Genomic DNA, 19,446 nt, shown 5'->3' with positions numbered 1-19,446 from the left:
GTCTCTCTGCAGCGTGTGGCCCGATTACCAGGGGAATTATTCCAGCAGCCGCATGGCGTCCTCAATCTCCCCAGGGGGAAGCTGCCGGTATGCGCTTGGAGCCATGCCCAGCACCTTGTGAAACACCTTGCCGAAATAGCTGGCATTGTCGTATCCGCACAGGACGGCTATCCGCGATACGGAAAGCTCCGTTTGGCGCAGCAGCTTGGCTCCATGCTCCAGCCGCCGGTTCCGGATGTATTCGATGGGGGTGACGCCGTAATAGCGGGTGAACATGGCGCACAGATGGCCGGGGCTTACCCCCGCCTGCTCCGCTACCTGCCCAAGGGTCAAATCCTTGGCGAAGAATTTGTTCATCATGGCAGCCGCATTGCGGCACGGACCGGGAATACCCGCTGGCTCCCCCTGCTTGCCAGCAAGCAGACGCAGCAGCGACAGCATCCACTCGTAAATCCGCAGGGACATGGCAAAACGGTCTCCCGTCTGCCTCAGCGCCACGTCCCGGTACAAATCATGCAAGAGGACAATGGGCTGGTCCTGGGGGGCAATTTCCGCCACCGGCCCCACCTTGTCCATCCACTCCCGCCACAGCTCTTCAATCCCCGGCCCCTCGAATCTGAGCCAGATGAATTCCCACTCCCCCGCTTCATGAGCGTCGAAGGCATATTTATGATCGCCGGGCACCTGCACGAGAAACCCCCGGCCCCTGCCCACTTTATGCCTTTCGCCCCCAACCTCCAGCCAGCCTGTCCCCTGCAGCGTATATTGGAAGATCAAGCCGCCGCCCTCCCTAGTCAAGCCATTCCATGAATACGTTTCGCTCCGGATTGTCTGATGTCCGATGGAATAGATGCGGTACAACCGGTCGGAGCTTTCGGACAGATAGCGGAATCCAACACTGTTGGCCGTCATATTTTACTACTCCTTATGAATTATTTACTGTTGATGCAAGAAATGCTCCTATATATGCTTAATAATATATTACTACTCTATTCATAGGAACGAAAGCGGGGCATGAATAAAGTGAAAACTATCGGACAATGGCAGGATTGCTACGTGCTGGCGGACGGAGAACGGATTGCAGTGGGCAACAGCCGCATTGAGCGGAGCTGGAGCTTCGCGGGAGGACGCCTTGCTTGCGTCTCCCTCCTGGACAAAACCGGAAAGGAGGAATGGATCAAGCTGGACGGCTCTGCTGCGCTGGCGTTCGCCCTGCCGTGGCAGGCCGTCAATGAGGAGGCCGCGGCATGGATCGCCGCATCCGCCGACACGGATGATGACTGCGGCATCGCCTGCAAGCACCTGCGGGCTCATATCGACATGGCGTTTCCGGGTATGGGGCTGACCGTGCGGCTTAGTGCGGCGATTTATCCCGATAGCCCCTTTATTCGGCAGGTTCTCACGGTGAAGGCTTGCACTCCCCGCCCTTCGGATAGCGGCAAACCCGCGGGTTTGCTTCTGTGGGAAGAGAGGCGGGACAAGGACAAAAACACGGACAAACGTGAAGAAGACGGCTCCCCCGTCCTGGACAACAATGCCACGCAGCAGCTTGCGGCCGCAGAAGGCGGATATCTGGACGCGCTGGAGCTGAATCATCTTCATTGCCGCTGGGAGACGGCGGCCTTCTATGACCGGACCGATACCAACAATAATCTGGCAAGCCATGAGCATGGGCTTTTGTACCGGAATGAACGCAGGGGATTAAAGGGCAATCTGATGTTTTTCCGCCGGACGCTGGCGAAGGCCGGACTTGTTCTGATCAAGGAGGGGCCCACCCCGCTTGGACAGCTGGAGGAGCCTGGTTTGGACTTTCAGCTCACAGGCTGCCGTTTGGCCATTATGGGGACGGGAATACGGCGGGAGGAGGCTGACGGGGAGGAAATCTGCACATACGGCAGCACAGTCGGCGTATTCGACGGTTCGGAATATGGAGGACTCAGGCTGCTTCACGACTACCACAGCAGCATCCGGGTATTCCGCCCGGAGCGGGACGCCTTCATGATGAGCAATACCTGGGGCGACCGCTCCAAGGACGGAAGAGTCAACGAGCATTTCCTGATGCAGGAGCTGCGCAAAGCGGCGGAGCTTGGACTGGATATCGTCCAGATTGACGACGGCTGGCAGAAGGGCGTAAGCTCCAATTCCGTGGCCGCTGCCGGAGGCAACGGCCGGTGGGGGGATTTCTACAGCGGCGGGGGCGATTTCTGGAGCCATCATCCTGAGCGGTTCCCCAACGGGCTTGGCCCTGTGGCGGAGCTGGCGCGGCAGCTGGGCGTAAAGCTGGGGCTATGGTTCTCTCTGGACACCACCAACGACTACATTCACTGGGAGCAGGATGCCGCCAGAATGCTGGAGCTGCACCGGCAATACGGCATCGCCGCGTTCAAGCTGGACGGCATCGATATCCGCTCCAAGACCGGAGAGCAAAGACTGTGCAAAGCCATGCAGCAGGTTGTTCTGGCCGCCAGGGGGCGGGTGCAGTTCAATCTGGACGCCACTGCACAGAAACGTCTGGGATACTTTGGCCGCACCCAATACGGCAGCATTTTTCTGGAGAACCGCTACACCGATTGGCTCAATTATTATCCCCACTGGACTCTGCGGAATCTGTGGACCCTGTGTCCGTATCTGCCTGCCCGCAGGCTGCAGATGGAATTTCTGAATGTGGAGCGCAACGTTGAGAAGTATGGGGCGGACCCCCTTGCGCCTGCGCGCTGCGGGCAGCTGTACGCCCTGGCAGCGGCCATGTTCGCCAATCCGCTGGCATGGATGGAGCTCTCCGGTCTGAATGATGCCCAGTCGGAGGCGCTGACCGCCGTCATCCGGGCGGTGAAGCCCCACCACAGCGCCATTCTGGCAGGCCACATTCTGCCCCTGGGTCAGGAACCCTCGGGCGCGGAATGGACTGGGCTGCAAAGCATCTCCTCCGCAGACAGCGGCTACCTGCTGATCTTCCGGGAGCTTGCCCCCGCCCCATCGGCGAAATTCCGCTTATGGAATACGGAAAGCTCCCCCATTGTTCTGGAGGAGCTGATCCGGGTGGACGGCGGTTCGCTGCAGCCATCCCCGCCGCAACCGCTGCTGCTGCAGCCCGACAGCCGGGGAGAGTACGGCTTTGCTCTGCCCGCCCCCTTCTCGTTCGTTTTGTACAAGTATACCAGGAGTCTGTCCAACGGAGTTGTTTAAGCGAATAAATATGGCTCTACGCCAAAATCAGTGCTTGACGCCACGGACGGAGGGCTGTTAGACCATGCCATGGTCTGACGNATATGGCTCTACGCCAAAATCAGTGCTTGACGCCACGGACGGAGGGCTGTTAGACCATGCCATGGTCTGACGCTAACGGCAGTGGGAGCTCTTATTTCTGCAAAAACACCGCTTCAGACAATCTAACGGCGGCAACAGCCGCTATTGGGACCGATTGCTCCGCCGCAAGTCCTTTTTTAGCCCAATAAGGGCTCCTGCTTCCGTTAGATTTGGCAGCCCCCCGTTTTGGAGCAAATAGAGGCTCTCACCGCCGTTAGGAATGGGGGCATGTTCCCAGTATCGCCATGGGTTCAAATCTGCGCTAAACTGCCTAAGCTTATGAACAGACAACAGGCAGAGGCGCGCTCAAGCCCTGATTTATGGTTAGAGCCAAAAATATTCATCCATTTTCATTCCTTACCGGGAAAGCAGTGCTGCCTGCATTAGGTCACAATCACATGGGCGGCCGGCAGTCCCTCCGCCGAAACAGCGGCCACAAAGCCCGCTCCCGGCTGAACCTGGGCGTAAATGGCCGCCCGGCCGTTGGCCAGCTGCACCAGGCGGCTGCCTTGGGCGGTGCCCAGGTTATCCAGCAGCCGGCCATCCCCTGCCGTAGAGAAGCGCACGAAGCAGGCGGCATCGGCGCAGTAAACGCCATTGGCGTCATAGGCCTCCGCCTCCAGCAGCACCCGGTCCGCGGCAACCCGGCGGGCGGTGAGCTGGAGGTGAGCCGGCGCCGTCCAGGTCTCCGTCTGATAGCGGAGCTGCACCTGATCCGCCACAGCGGCAGACTGTGCGCTGCCCGCAGCCGCGGAAGCTCCTGCAGACTCTCCTGCCCCGCCAACCGCTCCGTCAACTGCGCCATCACCATTCCAGCCTACAGCCTTCAGCTCATTGTTTCCCTCCGCCAGCTCCACGTCCCAGCGCAATCCGGCGCAGGGGAAATCCTGGTTGTTCCGCTCCTTCACACCCTGGCTTACGCCGTTGACGAAGAGCTCTACCCGGCGGCAGTTGGAGTAGACGCGGATACGCTTCTTTTCCCCGGCCCGGCCCCAGCGCACCTTCCAGGAATGGCCGTAGATCCGCACCATGGGCTCCTTGCTCCAATAGGATTGGAAGACGTAATAGACTTCTTTTTTGGTCAAATCCCGCTCCACCAAGCCCTTCTGATTCACATACGGCACCGGATTCTCCGGACGCACCGGGGTGGAAAAATCCTTAAACACCCATTGGGCCGTGCCGGTGAGCCAATCCATGGTCTCTTGGCATTTCAGATGCCAATCCGCCAGATCGCAGAAATAGGTTTCCGACCAATCCCCCAGCACGGATACCCGGGGTTCGCCGCCGGACATCAGGAAATCCCCGTCCCGCTCCTCGGCGGTAACGCCGGAAGCAATCTCCGCAAAGCCGGTGTACGGCTTTTCCACATGGCGGCCGGCCATATTGTCCGCGCCCCACTCCATATGGAAGAAGCGGTCTGTCTGCTCAAACTCATTGCGGGTATAGGTTTCATACTGGGTATAGATGCCCCGGTACCAGCCCGCCCAGATGGAGGGGGAATACACATCCACAAGATCCTTGCAGAATTCGCAGCGACGGATGGCCGTCACCCGGGAGTCGTCCAGCCGGTGGGACAGCTCATGCAGCTCCTTCATAAACGCCCGGATGGCTTCTTTGTCAAAATAGTCGTAGTCGCCTTCCCAGTCATTTTCATTGCCCAGTCCCCAGATGATGACGGACGGGTGGTTGTAATGCTGGTCGATCATCGCCCGGAGCATGTCCCGGCATTGCGCCTTGTACGCCTCATTGCCCAGCCCGCCGCGGCACCAAGGAATCTCCTCCCACACCAAGAGCCCCAGCTCATCGCACAGGTCCAGCACCAGCCGGGATTGCTGGTAATGGCCCAGCCGGATAAAATTGGCGCCCATTTCCTTCACCAGCTTCATTTCGGCGCGGATCATCCCATCGGTCATCGCCGCTCCTACTCCGGCATGGTCCTCATGGCGCTGGGTGCCGTTTAAGAGAAGCCGCTGCCCGTTCAGGAGGAACGGCCCTTTTTGCACAAATTCAAAGTGGCGTACCCCGAAGCGCTCCAGCAGCTTGGTTTCTCCGTGTTCCCCTGACAATATAACCTCACATGTATACAAAAGAGGCTCGTCCGGGCTCCACAGCACCGGCTCCTCCAGCCCGAAGGAACCGATCTCCACCGTCCCCTCCCGCGACGGGTCGCACAGCTGCTCGAACCGGCCGATTTCCGTTCCGGACGGATCGCGGACCACAGCCGTCAGCCGCGTCTCCCCCGCTGTCCCTGCCGGATTGTACAATCTGGTCCGCACGGAAACCTGTGCCCGGAAGCGGGGTTGCCCCTTTTGCCCAAGTCCGGCTTCCTCCGTCTCCACCGCCACATGCACCCGCTCCAGGGAGATCGCCGGCACATACACCAGATGCGCCTTCCGGTAAATCCCCCCATACAGGTTAAAATCGCTGATATCCGACGGCACTGTCTGCAGGTCCCGGGAATTGTCCGCCAGCACCGCCAAGGGCACTCGGCCGTCTCCGTATAAGGGATGCTGCCGGATGCGCTCCGCCGCTTCGGTAATATCCACCGTAAATTCATCATAGCCGCCGTTATGCCGGACAAGCTCCTCCGTATGGATGAACACCGCCGATTTTTGCCCCACACCCTCAAAATGAAGCAGCGTCCGCCCGCCCGGATAGGGGTTATTGATCTGCAGCCGGGTCCGGTACCAGCCTTCCCCCTGGTAATACTTCACGTCCGGGTCCACGCCGTCATGGCTGTTGAAGCAATGGGGCAGCGTCACCTTTTCCCACGGCAAATGAAAAAAACTGTTGGGCAGCTTATCCGCCCGCCAAACCTCCCAAATCCCTCCCAAACCGCCGCGGTAGTGCTCCCAGCCCTCTGTCAATGTGATGGATTGCATGTCGGTTCCCTCCTCATTTATGTGAAACAAGCTAATCTGCGTTTTTGCAAATGGGGGCTCCCCCAAAAGTACCCGGAATCCGCTTCTGGGCTTACCGTCACTTTTGGGGGAAGGTTATACCTGCATCTTACCAGATGAAGGAGCCTGCAAAGTCCGGGTCTGTTATGATAAAATGTTGTTACATTACGGTGAGGCGGCGAATGTTGCTTATGAAAATACTCAACTATATGAACCTGAACCAGCATCCGGTGCAATGCTCCTTCCGGGTGGACCGGACCCGGCAGTTCTCGGAAATTTACCATGCCCATCAAGGCATGGAGCTGCTGTTTGTCCATGAAGGCAGCATCCGGGTGGTGGTCAACCGGCAAATTTTTGACCTGACAGCAGGCAATCTGGTGGCCTTCCGGCCCTTTCAGCTCCACCGTGTGATCATGCGGACAGAGCCGGGCGGCTCGTATATCCGGACCCTCCTGGTTTTTGAGCCGGGAGAGCTGGCCGAGCGTCTGGAGGCCTTTCCCTCGCTTCGCCAGTTTTTGCTTCGGCTATGGAAAGAGCCCCTGCAGCAGCAGGTGTTCCAGAGCCTCCCCCTCGAGCGGACTGTGGACAAGCTGGCGGAATACCGGGAGCGGATGGAGGGGGCGGAGCAGGCCCAGCTTTTGGAGGAGCAAATGCTCTGCCTGGCGGATATGCTGGGGCATCTGAAGCGGCATGAGGAGCCGGATATGCTGCGCCGGCTGCCGCCGCCCCAGGGCTCGCAGGTGGCGGAGCAGGTGATGGACTGGCTGGAGGCCCGCTACGCCGAGCCCTTCCAGCTGGAGCTGCTGGCCCAGGCCGTCCATCTGACCCCCAGCCATGTCTCCGCCGCCTTCCGCCAGGCGGTGGGCAGCACCATTACGGACTACCTGACGGCAGTCCGGGTCCGCCAGGCCTGTCTCCTGCTGCGGACAGGGGACAAAAGCGTGGAGGAAATCGGCCGCGCCGTGGGGCTGCAGAACACCTCCTATTTTTGCCAGATGTTCCGCAAGCATGTGGGCCTAAGCCCCCACCGCTTCCGCCGCTCTCTCCAACGGGTGGAGGAGAAGCGATAGGTTTTCCCCGGTGATCTCCATTCCCTCAGACGAATAGCAAAAATTGGCTTCCGTTATTCCACCAATTGGCCCCGGCGACCACAAAAAAAGAGGCTGTCCCAAAAGTCATGAGGATGACGGAGGGATGGCCTCTCATTTTTGCAAAAACAAAAAGAAACCCGTGTTTGGTAAAATGCCAAGCCGCCAAGCTGATGTAAGCGCCTAAAAATGTACGCTAACTGTTTATTCGCCTCCAAATTTCTCACATAGCAATCATAAAATGTATCCTATTCGCTCCATTCTGCCCATTTGGTGGAACTTGAGCGGCAATAGCATACATTTTATGTGTGCTAATCGGCGAATTTCATCCGTTTTATGCTAATAGCATACTTTTGTTGTGCGCTATCATTTTCCTTGCCAGAAAAACGGGCTTCTCCGATATACGAACAAAAACTCCTGCAGCAATCGGCAGGAGTTTGATCTGTGGTACATAAAACGGAGGGTGGGATTCGAACCCGCACGGTCGCCTGCCTAGGCCGTGTTTGCAAACCCGCTTGAGGGCATCTTTCACCGCCTTTTCGTCCCTTACTTCGTCACTTCCGCTTGACGTACCCCCGGTACGCCTTCACGAAAGTTCCTTGCCATGAACGAAAATTCGGCCAAATCTGCTCCACTCGGAGTTTGCAAACACGTCCTAGCCGAATTCGAGTCGGCCCCTTGCTGCTGTTCACTTGATTCGCACCCGCGCGCGGCTCAGGTTTGACCCGTACCAACTGGCCCAGGCTTGACCCGCATCCGCAACCGGCCCAGGCTTGGCCCGCGCACCTCTGCCCAACCGCCGCCTCTAGTCGTCGGAGCTGAGAATGCCCAGGATGCGCAGCACGTACAGGAACAGGTTGATAAAGTCCAGATACAGGCACATGACAGCCAGCGGAATCATTTCGTCGGAGAGACCCTGCCGGTAGCGGGAAATATCATACAGGATGTAGCCGGAGAAGATCAGCACGCCCAAAACGGAAATTCCCAGACCAAGGCCGCCGCCGAAGCCGCCGGTGAACATGCCCACCAGGCTGAAGCCCACCAGGGTAAACAGCCCGATGGTCAGCATACCGCCCAGGAAGCTGAAGTCCCGCTTGGAGAAATAGGCGTAGAAGGACAGCGCGGCAAAACCTGCGGCCGTCACCGAAAATGCCGTCAGCACCAAAGAATTGCCGCCAATATTGGCATAATGAGCGATGGTCGGGTACAGCGTCACGCCGCTGATGAAGGTAAAGGCAAACACAAAGGGGTAGCCGATGGCTTTTTTGCCTCTGCGTATCCAGAACGCCGAAATCACCATCACGAACTCCACCACCACCAAAGGCAGGAACAGCGCCGGCGGAACCATGGTTCCGATAGCCGTGCCAATGAAGGAAATAAGAACGGAGATGGTAAACATCCGCATAAGCTTGTGGAAGGGATCATTGTACGCTTCCCGTTCCATATCCACCACAATCGGGCGGGATTGAACATCCATTTTGAAGCTCCACCTTTCGGTTCGATTTGATTCTTGCAGTTGTCCTCCTTCCATTGTATCACATATTCCTGCCATTTTATTACCTGTCCTGAAGACCCAAGGCTTAGCATAAGGTGAATTTATGGAACCCATACTATAATCATCCCCCAAAACGTGACGTAAGTCCGGGAGCATTCACAGGGCACAGGTTTGGGGAGATTAAGGCAGGAGGAAAACCAGCATGGGAGCTTTTGTGGATTTTGTGCGGAACCATTGGCTGTTCCTGGCTCTGTTGGCCGGTTCGGCGGGTGCGGTGGCATTCGTCTGGGCTCATAAGCAGCGGCTGTTCTACAACAAGCCGGAGCCCTAAGCGAATCAGATTGTTCACAGCTCCGCTGCTCCTGCGGCGCTGCATTATCCGTATGTTTTTTCCGCGGCGGCTTGATCAAGAGCATTCCTCCAGCAGAAAAGCCCCGCTTACATAGAAGACGAAACAAGCCCAGAGCACCGGATAATCATCCGGAAATTCTGCCCTGAGCGGAACAAAAGATGCAATTGGCGGATTGTACCGTACCAAATGGCCTCTTCCGGCACAACGGTCCAGAGGCTGTCTTGAAAGCTCAAAAATGGGAGAAACGCTAACGAATCTATATATCGCTATTTGACTATATGCGAGAATGTTTGAAATCTAACGAATCGTAGGATCGCTATTGGTCCGATTTTGCGCCAAAAGGCGTTCAAACAGGCGAAAAACGCGATATAGATTCGTTAGATTTTTCATCATGCCCGTTTTCGCGAAATAGCGTGAGAGAGATTCGTTAGCCAGATTCTGCTTGCCGCATTTTCTCCAACGGGAAAACATCCGTTCTCCCGCAGCAATAAGCGCGCTGCTGTGCAGGGCGATATCCCACAATGCTTCATTATGCCCGGGAAGTACAGGCTCCTCAACTCATAGGGTGCTTCCCCCTCCCCCGAATGGCTAGTCCTTACCGGCCTGAAAGTTTCCTACCGCCTCCGAGGTCCGCAGCGCCCGGTTGTAGAACCGAAGCACCGCAAGCTCAATCCCCCTGGAAGTACCGGTGCGGAGAGGCGCTCCGCTTGTGACCGAGCGCAGCTCCCGGTTAAAGCGTCCCCACCCGAAGGGGCGTTCCTCTCCCCCATCGCACAGAATGCCATCCATGACGAACAGAATCAATTTGGGGCCCCCATCCACAATAACGGCGGCATGATGCCATTTCCCTGTCTGCAGCAATCCCGCGTCGCTGTCCCAATAAGAGCCGCTCCGCCCGTCGCTCATTTCCAGACGCAAGGTTCCATGCGGCCCGGTACACAGCCTTAGCCCCACACCTGAAGAAGCTGTTGTGTCCGCGATCATCTGTCCTTCCTCCAGCGATTCCAGCTTCAGCCATAAGTCCAGACTGAATCCGCCGCCCTCCCGCAGATCATCAACTTCCAGCAGGAAACTTTCGGGAAGCTCCCAAAAGCGTATCATATCCCGGGAGGCGGCTCTTGCACTTTTTTGGGCTGTTTTTTGCAGCATTTTTATGGCCAAAAAAACAAGAACAAGGGGCTGTCCTGAGGACAAGCAGAATCTGGCTAACAAATCTCTATCACGCTATTTCGCGAAAACGGGCATGAAAAAAAATCTAACGAATCTATATCGCGTTATTCGCCTGTTTGAGCGCAGTTCGGCGCAAATTCGGACAAATAGCGATCCTACGATTCGTTAGATTTCAAACATGCTCACCTATAGTCAAATAGCGATACATAGATTCGTTAGCGCTTCTCCCATTTGACTTTTCGCACAGTCTCTTTCTTTGCACAAAAAAATGAAATTTGAACAGCTATTTTCATTTACTGTTTTTCCACGCTTTGGAGATCAATCCTTCTCCTTCACGCGGACCAGAACGGCTGCCATTTCCGCCCGGGTGACGGGAGCCAACGGCTCAAACCGGTTCTCCCCTCTTCCCTCCAGATACCCCGCCTCCACTGCATGGGCAATGAAGGATTTGGCCCATTGGGGAATGTTCCCGTCATCGGAGAATCCGGTTGCCGCCAGCGTCCAAGGTCCGTCCTGGCACATCCTCATCAGCAAAACGGCCATTTCGGCGCGGGTGACAAGGGCCTGCGGGCGAAGACTGCCGTCTTCATAGCCTTCGATCCAGCCGCGGGCGGCGGCATGGCGGACAGCCTCCAGCGCCCAGGGACTGATCCGGTCCTCATCCGTGAAGGCAGCCCCTCCTGCAGCAGCCGCCTGCTGGCCCGCAGCCCGCCACAGCATCACCGCAAGCTCCTCCCGGGTCAAGCTCCGGTCCGGCAGGAACAGGCCGCCATCGTAGCCGTCGACGAGCTTATACTGTACAGCCCGCTTGATGGCCGCCTCCCCCCAATGGCCTGAAATATCCGCAAATCCCATTAACGGCGGCTCCGTCTTCACGGGCTTCTCCTGCCCGGGCGCTTCCGCAAAAACAGCAAATACGGTAAAGTGATCCACCTGAGCGCCGACGAATCCGTCCTGAAGCGTCCCGCCTATTTTCACCCATTTCCCCGTCTGGTTATCATAATAATAAAGCGCCGGCTGCCGTCCTGCTCCCGGCATCCCCGAAGCCAGTCGGATGCGGACGAGCACAGGCTTGGCAAAATCCCCCGGGACATCCTTTTGGATATCGTACATGCCGCTCATCAGGATAAGACCGTCGCCCGCAGGATAGTCCTGCCGATTTTCCAGCTTTTCGATGGTATAGAGAACAGAGGCATTCATGGCCCCGGCCGGGATGGAAATTGCCGCCTCGCTGTTCAGCGAAAGCTCACCCGGTATTCCCGAAGGAACCAGCAGACGACCTGTAGCCGATATTGCTTCAGAGGGGGCGCCCCCTGTTGAATACCAGCGCTCCTTCACAGTTACTGTCGCTTCTGCCCTAAGCCCTCCATAAGTGGCTGCAATCACCGTTGTTCCCGCTGAACGCGCCTGAATGACCCCGGCGGCATTCATCTCCGCCACGGCAGGATTGCCCGAGGAGAAGCTGGACCGGGAGGTTGCGTCCACGCGGGCGCCATGCTCATAAACAGCCTGCACCACGGTCTGCAGGGTATCCCCCGGATACAGAGTGTACCCGGATTGCCCAAACTCCAGTTGACGGAGAACCGGCTCCTCCTCCCGGATTTCAATGGCAATGGTGGCCGGCGCCGATTGCGCTGTTCCATCGGAAACCGCAAACTGAAATTCATCCATTCCTGTCTCACCGGGCCGCGGCTCATAAATAAACTGCCCATACACCGCATCCGTAATCGTTGCCGTTCCCTTGCTGCCATTGGCAGTGATCCAAAAGCTCAGACTGCTGCCTGCCGCCGCCTCCGCCCGGAGCGTCCCGTTAACCGCCTCACCGCTCCGGGTGGCATACCGTCCACTTAGAGCAACAGGCGGAACGGCTGCGCCTTCATACACATGCAGGCTTCTCCGCCCGCTGCTCCCCCTGTAATAATCCGTATCGCTCCCCGCATACATAGCCTGCCACGGGTATATGCCCGCTTCCGGCAAAGCCCCTTCCGGCACTGTCCAGGAAGCCATCCCCGCTTCATCCGTCAGAGCGGTGCCCGACTGTCCCGAAATATTGAAGGCAACCGGCTGTCCGGCAACCGGACGGTCCCCAAGATCACGGAGCGCAGCCTGCAGGACGATGGCTTCGCCCAGCTTCACCGCCTTGTTCTCCAGCCCGAGCGCCGTGCTGTGCAGGATGGTGAAGGCAGCGGAAGCCTTGGCCGTATGCCCAGCCTGATCCCTCGCCTCTGCGGCCAGCACATGGCTTCCTTTGCCGGTGACGGCTATGCCGGAATCCCAGGGCGCTCCGTCCAGGAGAATGTGAACCTCCGCCAGGTCCCCGTCCTCATCCTCCGCCCTCACAACGGGCACAGCCCGGTCGTTGTAGACGGCCCCATTTTGAACCCCGGTGATGCGGACGGCAGGGAGGTAGGAATCGTCAATCCACTGCATGGTTCTGAATTTGCTGGGCTGCTTGCCCTCGCCGATTCCCGAGCCCCACTCAATCCAGCCCCGTCTGCCATCGCCATCGTTGTCGTTAACCAGCAGAGAGAAGCTGATGACGCCATCCTTCTGCGCCCGGACAGGCTCAAGCTCTTCCCAGGGCAGAGCCAGCTCATAGACCGTGTGCTTCTCTTCCTCGGAACGGGCAATCCTGACCTGCCCGCTCTCCACCGGACCGGCCTTCTTCCCGGCGGGAGCGGTCCAGCGGTACAACTGAGGACCGGCATCTGTGAGGGATATGCCGTATTCGTACCAATCGGCGCTTGCTCCGGGAAGTCCGGAGGCAATGCCGAACTGGATGCTGTCATTGCGCCAGATATCCGCTCCGGCAAATGCGGCGCTGTGCTTGTTGTCGGTGATTTGCGCCGTGACGTACAGATATTGCTGGTCATGGTGCATCCATGCCTGCCCGCTTAAATCCCCGGCTCCCTGATAGCCGGTTATTTTGACGGTTCCCTTGGACAAATCAATAGCAGGCCGGCTTGAACCAACCCATTCATCCACACTGCCGTCCACCGCTACGGTTCCCTTCAGAACGGGGTTGAATTGCAGCTTGCCCTCATAGACGTATTTGCCTGCGGAGCCCAGGCTCAGACTAACGCTGACGGCCTGATCGGTGCCTTCGGGCACGGCCGCAAGAGGAATAGAAAAGCTCCCCCTTTCGCCCGGCTGTATCCGGGCGCTCCAGATTTCCTCTCCAGACTGGCTCCCTACTTTCCACTGTGCTTTTTCCACCGTCAGCGGGGTTTGCTCATCCAGATTGCGCACCTTGAGCTTGAGCACCTGCTCTCCTTTCTCCCCGGCTGCATAGGTGGGATGCAGGCTGACCTCATAGGCTTCCTGCACCTGGGCCATGCTGCGCAGCAGACCAATCCGCTGTTGGTCCCGGTACAGATAACCCTCCACGACCCGCCTTCCCGGATTGGACAGTCCCCCTGCGGCAACCGGCACACTGACAGTCTCCCCGGCGGCAGCCTGAATCGGATAAGTCTGACCGTCCACACGCAGCTCCGCCTGGAACTCTTCTGCATCGGAATTGGCAAACCCGACGCTCATCGGGACGGGCTGCCCGGCAAAAGCATTGCCGGCGGTTATGGTGATTGAGGAATCCGGCTCAACGCCTTCGACGGCCCCCTTGATGTAGATGGGCTCCCCCGTCAGAGTGGCGTAAATCTTGCCCTCATAGGGGGTATAAAGAGCGGAGTTGCCCATGGCATCCATAATCTCCACCGGCCCATCCGCAAGAATGGCAGCCTGCAGGGGCGTGTTGCTCCAAACCACCCGCAATGGCGTTCCGGCGGCGTCAAACAAGTAGCTGGACACCCCATCGGCAGTTTCATCCGCCTTAAATTCCGCTTGGGAAAGCTCCCGGGTCATAGCGGCATATACCGCATAAGCCGGCTTGGGCGTATAGGCCCCCCATTCGCTTAATACATTGTGCACCAAACCGAAGTTATCCTCATTCAGATCCTTCACAATGCCGTCATCCATAAAATTGTACCAGATGATCTTTTCGATTCCCTCCGATAGGGCCAGCACATGGGCCTGCAGCAAATAATCCGCCTGCACGCTCTCCGTTACCCCTCTGGCTCCGATAAAGGTGGGCCAGCCGAATTCGCTGATCCAAATCGGCTTCAGCTGCCCGTTATTGTACTTGCGCACCAGCGCCTTCAGCCCCTGTATGTCCTTCAGCAGTTTTTCGGGCGAATTGGGATACTGGTAGGGGTGGATAGAAATGACATCCAGATAGTCCAGCCCGCCCAGCTTGAAGACCTCCTCCATCCAGGCCAGCGGAGTGCCGGCCGTGACCATCCCCGCCACCGGCAGGTCCGGATGCGCTGCCTTCACCGTCTCATAGGTCTTTTTGAGAAGGGAAAAATAATATTCCGGCTTGGAATCGGCAGGACCCGTGCCCCTGTCCCCGAAGCCGCCGTTGAATTCATTGTAGACCTCCATGGAGTGGATCATGCCGGGATATTGATCCGCATACGCCTTGGCGAAATTGGCAAAGCCCTGGCGGCCATCCTCCGTATAGGGGGTGCTGTTATTGTCGTAAAGAGGATTGTTATAGCCGGTCACCAGCATAAATTCCATGCCGCTATCGGCAACCTTGTACATATATCCGTCCGGCGTCCCGAAGTTGTATACGCCTCTGGGATTTTCGAGAGGCCATTCATTGCCTCCCCGGACGGTATGAATGCCTGCATAATGCATCAACGGAAGCAAATCGGGCGTCCAGCCGTACGCATAACGGTGAAGATGGGCGGCAACGCCAAAGGGCGATCCGGCAAGCTTGGCCTGATCCTGCGGCCCGGGAACAACGGCGAAGCTTGTTTTCAGCTCGATATCCTCCCCGTATTCCGACTTCACCGCCGCTTCCAGAATAAATTGCCCCAGCTTGCTAAAAGGGACATTCAACTGAACCTCGCCATTATGAGAATAGGCAGTCCCCTCCTGCTGCAGGCTTCCCCGCCAATCCCGCACCCTCCACTCCACCAAAGGCCTTGTGGTGGCCACCTTCATGCGGATGGGCTCCCCGGCAGTGAAAACATTGCCCATGACTTCGGATACCAGCGAGGTCTTTGGAACAAGCACAGTGGCATACGGTCCGTCCAAGGTCCACCGTCCGGCGGCATTGCCCGCTTCCACCCGGAAGGTATACCGCTGGCCCGGCTCCAGTCCCTCCGCTTGATAGGCAAGGGTACTGCCATCCACTGTCCCCATAATTTCCCCGTTGCGATAAATCCGGTAGGCGGTCACACCTCCCGGGTCGGCTGCAGGGAACCAGCTCAGGGCGAGTCCCGTTTCCGTCATACCGTCAGCGGCAACCCGGGCCTGATCCGGCCAGACGGGGGCGAGCGGATCGGCCTTTTCCTCCGCAATGGTCAGGTAGGGACGGAACAGGCTGTTCTCCCGGCTGGTCATGTTGATGACATTGCCCATTGTCTCCTGCTGGACAATGGCGAAGCCTGCCGTCCGGTCCTTGGCTGCCTGCTCCCTGATGAAGGAAGTGACATCTATCTCCACCCATTTCCAGATCCTGTTCAGAGCGGCTTTCCCCAGCGTATGCTCCAACTCGGGCTTGTTGCTCCAAACCACTGCATTCTCCTGCCACCCATCATTCTCCAGACCGTAAAAAAGAAGATTGGCTGCATCGGCGTCTATGCTGGCTGCATAAATGCGCAGCTTAGCGGAGCCAACGGCTCCCGCATAGCCGGAAAGATCAAACTTCAGCAGCCCTTGCCGCGTGACGTTCAGGTCGCTGTTGACATTTTTGATGGCCAAAACCGGGGAAGAGCCATAATTTTTCGTTGCAGAGCTTCCGCCCTGCACAAAGGTGTCCGCAGCGGGAGCAATCACCCCACTGCCTGCAGGAGGAATGATTGCCGTTACATACGGTCCGGCGGAATTCCACTGGCCCAGGGCATTTCCGGCTTCTACCCGGAAGGTATGTTTTTGGCCTGGCTCCAGCCCGGCCAGGGTGAAGGAGGTTCCGCCGCCGCTTGTACCCAGCAGCGCGCCGTCCCGGTAGATCCGGTAGTCTCCGGCATACTCTGCGGGAGTCCACTGCAAGGCGGGCTCCTCTCCCGCACGCTGCGCCAATTCCAGACGGGCGTCCTGCGGCCATTCCGGCACACCCTCCCCGGCAGAACCGGTTTCAATCTCCAGATACGGCTGATTGGCGCTGCTTTCCTTGCTGTTGATGCGGGCGACAACCCCATTGGCGGTTTTCTGCACCACGCCGAAGCTGGCTTTGCCGTCCTGCAGCAGCTGCTTATTTACGAAAGCGGTCGCATCAATTTCAAGCCACTTCCATGTCTTATCCGGCAACGACGAACCGATAAAATGGTCCATATCCGGACGTTTGTTCCAGGTGGCTCCCTTTTCCGTCCAGCTGTCATTTTCCAGCCCGTAAAAAAACAGGTCATGCGGCGGATACTTGGGATCGGGATCGGAGTCTATCTTGCCGTACACCTTAAGCTTGGCCGAGCGGACCGGCCCCTGAACGGCGCTCAGGTCAAATTTCAGCAACCCCTGTCTGGTCGAAACAATGTCAGCGTTTACATTTTTGATAATAATGCTCTCCTCTGTACCGAAAGCAGTATCGGCATTGGCATGGCCTCCTCTTACATATGCATCATCTGTAGGAGCCAACTGGAAAATATTCCCTCCGCCAGCTGCCATAGCAACTGTGCGATTGCGCTCACCGGGCAGCCAGGGGACTGCGGGAACAGCCAGCAATGCTGCCAGAAGAACCGTCAGCATGTTTCTTGCAAGCCTCCATCTGTGATTGGCCAAATCTTATCTCTCCCTTTCTTGGGGCATATTGGGCGGTGCTGCCGCCTGCGCTCCGACCTCCGATCCTGACGCAGTCCGGAGCCGGGACTCCCGCGCTGTGACGAAGCATAGCAAAGCCCGCCTTTATCGGACAACTGACACCTCTCCCGTCAGGTGACCATTCTTTAGGTATGGCAGCTCATTTTTCTTGTGGAGGTGACTTTTTTTGGGGGAAGCGGCAAAAGAACAGCTCGGCGGCGGGCACGGCATGGTCCGGACAGGGAGACAAACAGGCAACAAAAAGCGGCCCCCCGCTTTGGGAGCCGCCTGCAATTCTATCTGCCGTATTGTGTGTAATGCCTTATCAGCCCCGCAACGCCTTGGCGGCGATGTCCGTCCGGTAGTGGGCGCCATCAAAGCTGATTTTGTCCACTTCGGCGTAGGCGTTGTTCCGGGCTTCGGCGATGTCGCGGCCCACACCCACCACGTTCAGCACACGGCCTCCGGCAGTGACAATTTCCCCGTTCGGACCCAACGCCGTCCCTGCATGGAATACCATGGCCTCGGGGCTTACCCGGTCCAAACCGCTGATGGTCAAGCCCGTAGGATAGCTGCCCGGATAGCCGGGGGAAGCCATCACGACGCAAACAGCCGCGTCATCGGTCCATTCAATTTCCAATTGCTCCAGCGTCCCGTCCAAGGTCGCCAGCATAATATCCACCAGATCCGTCTTCAGCTTGGGCAAAAGCACCTGGGTTTCCGGGTCGCCGAAACGGGCGTTGAACTCGATGGTTTTGACACCCTTATTGGTCAGCATCAGTCCGGCATACAGGATGCCCTTGAAGGGGCGTCCTTCCTTGACCAGCGCTTCAGCCATGGGGCGCACGATGTTGGCCAGAGCCTCCTCTACCACCGCCTCCGGAATATGGGGCAAAGGAGAGTAGGTACCCATCCCGCCCGTATTCGGCCCCTGGTCATTGTCGAAGACCTGCTTATGGTCCTGAGAGGGCGCCATCGGCTTAACAGTCGTCCCATCCACGAAGGACAGCAGGGACATTTCCTGCCCTTCCAAAAATTCCTCAATCACCACACTGCTGCCGGAAACGCCAAACACCTTGTCCAGCAAAATGCTCTTCAAAGCTTCCTCCGCCTCTTCCACCGTCCGCGCCACGATTACACCCTTGCCTGCGGCCAGGCCGTCGGCCTTGACCACAATAGGCGCTCCCTGGGCCCGCACATAGGCCACAGCCTCATCGTAGCTGGTAAAGCTGGCATAAGCAGCAGTAGGAATGCCGTATTGCATCATCAACTGCTTAGTAAAGATCTTGCTGCCTTCGATGAGGGCCGCGTTTTTGCGGGGACCGTAGGCGGTAATGCCCTTCTCCTCCAGATGGTCCACCAGCCCGGCCACAAGAGGGTCGTCAGGGGCAACCATAACCAGATCAATCTTGTTTTCCAACGCAAAAGCGCTAAGCTTCTCGAACTCCAGCTCCTTGATGGGCACACATTCCGCCAGGGAGGCGATTCCGCCGTTGCCCGGAGCGCAGTACAGCTTGGACACCTTGGGGCTTTTGGCCAGGGCCCACAGAATGGCATGCTCCCGGCCGCCTTTTCCAATGACTAAAATCCGCATGTTCTCTACTCCTTATTGATAATAACAAGTCCGGTTTCACCGCTGTTTTTGCGGATGGTTTTGACCAAAAGAGAAATGCGGTTGTCCGCATCAAGCAGGCTCCAATATGTGCCGGCAATCGTCTCCGCATCGCCGCGGAGGGGAACCAGCCGGGGTTCGCCAGTAAAGGAGGGCAGCGGGTTGCCGTCGCCTTCGTAGGTATGGATGCAGTGGCCGAAGCCGGGCAGGGCCTTTTCGTAGGTGTAGGTGTGGCGCAGGGTTTGGTCCTCGCTGTTGCCGGCGGACTTCAGGATGGACAGCTTGTAGGCAAACTGGCTGTCCGCCAGGTCCGTGAGCCCGCTGATCCGCGGGGTAAAGTTGGGGCCGTCGGGCTCGTAGGTCCGGGTGGCCAAAGCGCCCTCGAAGCTGCCTCCCTGCTGGAGCGCCTCGTGGATGGTGTCCGTCTGGTCCCCGTTGGTGACGATATGGGCGCCGCCCAAGTGCTTCAGCGGGTAGTAGATAATCAGCGACGGGTCGGTGAGCTTGGCCGGGTCCCGGGCTTCCGTCCGCAGGAAGCCGTTGTCCTCGGCAATAAACACCCGGTTGCGGCTATTTTCGCTGCGCCCCATGATCCAGTAGACCTGGATATACTGCTCCCCGTCCTCGGACAAGCCGATGACAATGCCCCGGCCGGGGTAGGAATTGGTTCGAAGCTCATTCAGATAAGCGTCCGCAAGTGCGGCTCTGTTGGTTGTCATGCCTGC

At 57.9% G+C, this 19,446-nt stretch carries 10 protein-coding genes; 3 read left to right on the top strand and 7 right to left on the bottom strand.

All coding sequences use genetic code 11. The features are described from left to right. Nucleotides 1-36 precede the first annotated feature (36 nt). On the bottom strand, nt 37-912 hold the full coding sequence (locus DQG13_RS24950) for a helix-turn-helix transcriptional regulator (RefSeq protein ID WP_113022898.1): 876 nt from the start codon (nt 910-912) through the stop codon (nt 37-39). A gap of 102 nt (nt 913-1,014) precedes the next feature. Here DQG13_RS24950 and DQG13_RS24945 point away from each other — a divergent pair, with 102 nt between their 5' ends. Further along, on the top strand, nt 1,015-3,186 hold the full coding sequence (locus tag DQG13_RS24945) for an alpha-galactosidase (protein WP_113022897.1): 2,172 nt from the start codon (nt 1,015-1,017) through the stop codon (nt 3,184-3,186). A 503-nt stretch (nt 3,187-3,689) separates the two neighbouring features. On the opposite strand, the gene DQG13_RS24940 is transcribed toward DQG13_RS24945, so the two are convergent. Then, nucleotides 3,690-6,188 (bottom strand): glycoside hydrolase family 2 TIM barrel-domain containing protein, encoded by a 2,499-nt coding sequence (locus tag DQG13_RS24940; protein ID WP_113022896.1) that lies wholly within the window; start codon nt 6,186-6,188, stop codon nt 3,690-3,692. Nucleotides 6,189-6,397: 209 nt separating this feature from the next. Between DQG13_RS24940 and DQG13_RS24935 the strand changes: the two genes are divergently transcribed. Next, nucleotides 6,398-7,276: an AraC family transcriptional regulator gene (locus DQG13_RS24935; protein WP_258525853.1), complete on the top strand. Its 879-nt coding sequence runs from the start codon at nt 6,398-6,400 to the stop codon at nt 7,274-7,276. Nucleotides 7,277-8,099: 823 nt separating this feature from the next. Here the strand turns inward: DQG13_RS24935 and DQG13_RS24930 are convergent. Further along, nucleotides 8,100-8,771 carry a Bax inhibitor-1/YccA family protein gene (locus DQG13_RS24930; protein ID WP_258525852.1) on the bottom strand — a complete coding sequence of 224 codons (672 nt, stop codon included), beginning with the start codon at nt 8,769-8,771 and terminating at the stop codon, nt 8,100-8,102. A 220-nt stretch (nt 8,772-8,991) separates the two neighbouring features. On the opposite strand from DQG13_RS24930, the gene DQG13_RS31620 reads away from it, so the two are divergent. Then, entirely contained in the window at nt 8,992-9,120 is a 129-nt protein-coding gene (locus DQG13_RS31620) for a hypothetical protein (protein ID WP_258525851.1), read from the top strand. 609 nt (nt 9,121-9,729) lie between these two features. Here the strand turns inward: DQG13_RS31620 and DQG13_RS24920 are convergent. The 4 genes from DQG13_RS24920 to DQG13_RS24905 all read right to left on the bottom strand — a co-directional run bounded on the left by DQG13_RS24920 (nt 9,730) and on the right by DQG13_RS24905 (nt 19,440). Beyond that, nucleotides 9,730-10,242 (bottom strand): LamG domain-containing protein, encoded by a 513-nt coding sequence (locus tag DQG13_RS24920; protein ID WP_181592977.1) that lies wholly within the window; start codon nt 10,240-10,242, stop codon nt 9,730-9,732. Between the two features lie 387 nt (nt 10,243-10,629). Next, nucleotides 10,630-17,058 (bottom strand): CBM96 family carbohydrate-binding protein, encoded by a 6,429-nt coding sequence (locus DQG13_RS24915; RefSeq protein WP_113022892.1) that lies wholly within the window; start codon nt 17,056-17,058, stop codon nt 10,630-10,632. A 376-nt stretch (nt 17,059-17,434) separates the two neighbouring features. Beyond that, nucleotides 17,435-18,703, bottom strand: coding sequence for a phosphoribosylamine--glycine ligase (gene purD / locus DQG13_RS24910; protein WP_113022891.1), 1,269 nt, complete (start codon nt 18,701-18,703; stop codon nt 17,435-17,437). 5 nt (nt 18,704-18,708) lie between these two features. Then, entirely contained in the window at nt 18,709-19,440 is a 732-nt protein-coding gene (locus DQG13_RS24905) for an IMP cyclohydrolase (protein WP_113022890.1), read from the bottom strand. Between the last annotated feature and the right edge of the window lie 6 nt (nt 19,441-19,446).

The organism is Paenibacillus sp. YN15, from assembly GCF_003285005.1.
In the GTDB taxonomy this organism is placed as follows: Bacteria; Bacillota; Bacilli; order Paenibacillales; family NBRC-103111; genus Paenibacillus_AR.
The sequence above is the reverse complement of the archived record's forward strand: the minus strand, read 5'-3'. Positions and strand labels throughout refer to the sequence as shown.

Coding starts and splice junctions, on each gene's coding strand:
- DQG13_RS24950 (WP_113022898.1), bottom strand. CDS start 912: ATGACGGCCAACAGTGTTGGATTCCGCTATCTGTCCGAAAGCTCCGAC.
- DQG13_RS24945 (WP_113022897.1), top strand. CDS start 1,015: ATGAATAAAGTGAAAACTATCGGACAATGGCAGGATTGCTACGTGCTG.
- DQG13_RS24940 (WP_113022896.1), bottom strand. CDS start 6,188: ATGCAATCCATCACATTGACAGAGGGCTGGGAGCACTACCGCGGCGGT.
- DQG13_RS24935 (WP_258525853.1), top strand. CDS start 6,398: ATGAAAATACTCAACTATATGAACCTGAACCAGCATCCGGTGCAATGC.
- DQG13_RS24930 (WP_258525852.1), bottom strand. CDS start 8,771: ATGGATGTTCAATCCCGCCCGATTGTGGTGGATATGGAACGGGAAGCG.
- DQG13_RS31620 (WP_258525851.1), top strand. CDS start 8,992: ATGGGAGCTTTTGTGGATTTTGTGCGGAACCATTGGCTGTTCCTGGCT.
- DQG13_RS24920 (WP_181592977.1), bottom strand. CDS start 10,242: ATGATACGCTTTTGGGAGCTTCCCGAAAGTTTCCTGCTGGAAGTTGAT.
- DQG13_RS24915 (WP_113022892.1), bottom strand. CDS start 17,058: ATGCTGACGGTTCTTCTGGCAGCATTGCTGGCTGTTCCCGCAGTCCCC.
- purD (WP_113022891.1), bottom strand. CDS start 18,703: ATGCGGATTTTAGTCATTGGAAAAGGCGGCCGGGAGCATGCCATTCTG.
- DQG13_RS24905 (WP_113022890.1), bottom strand. CDS start 19,440: ATGACAACCAACAGAGCCGCACTTGCGGACGCTTATCTGAATGAGCTT.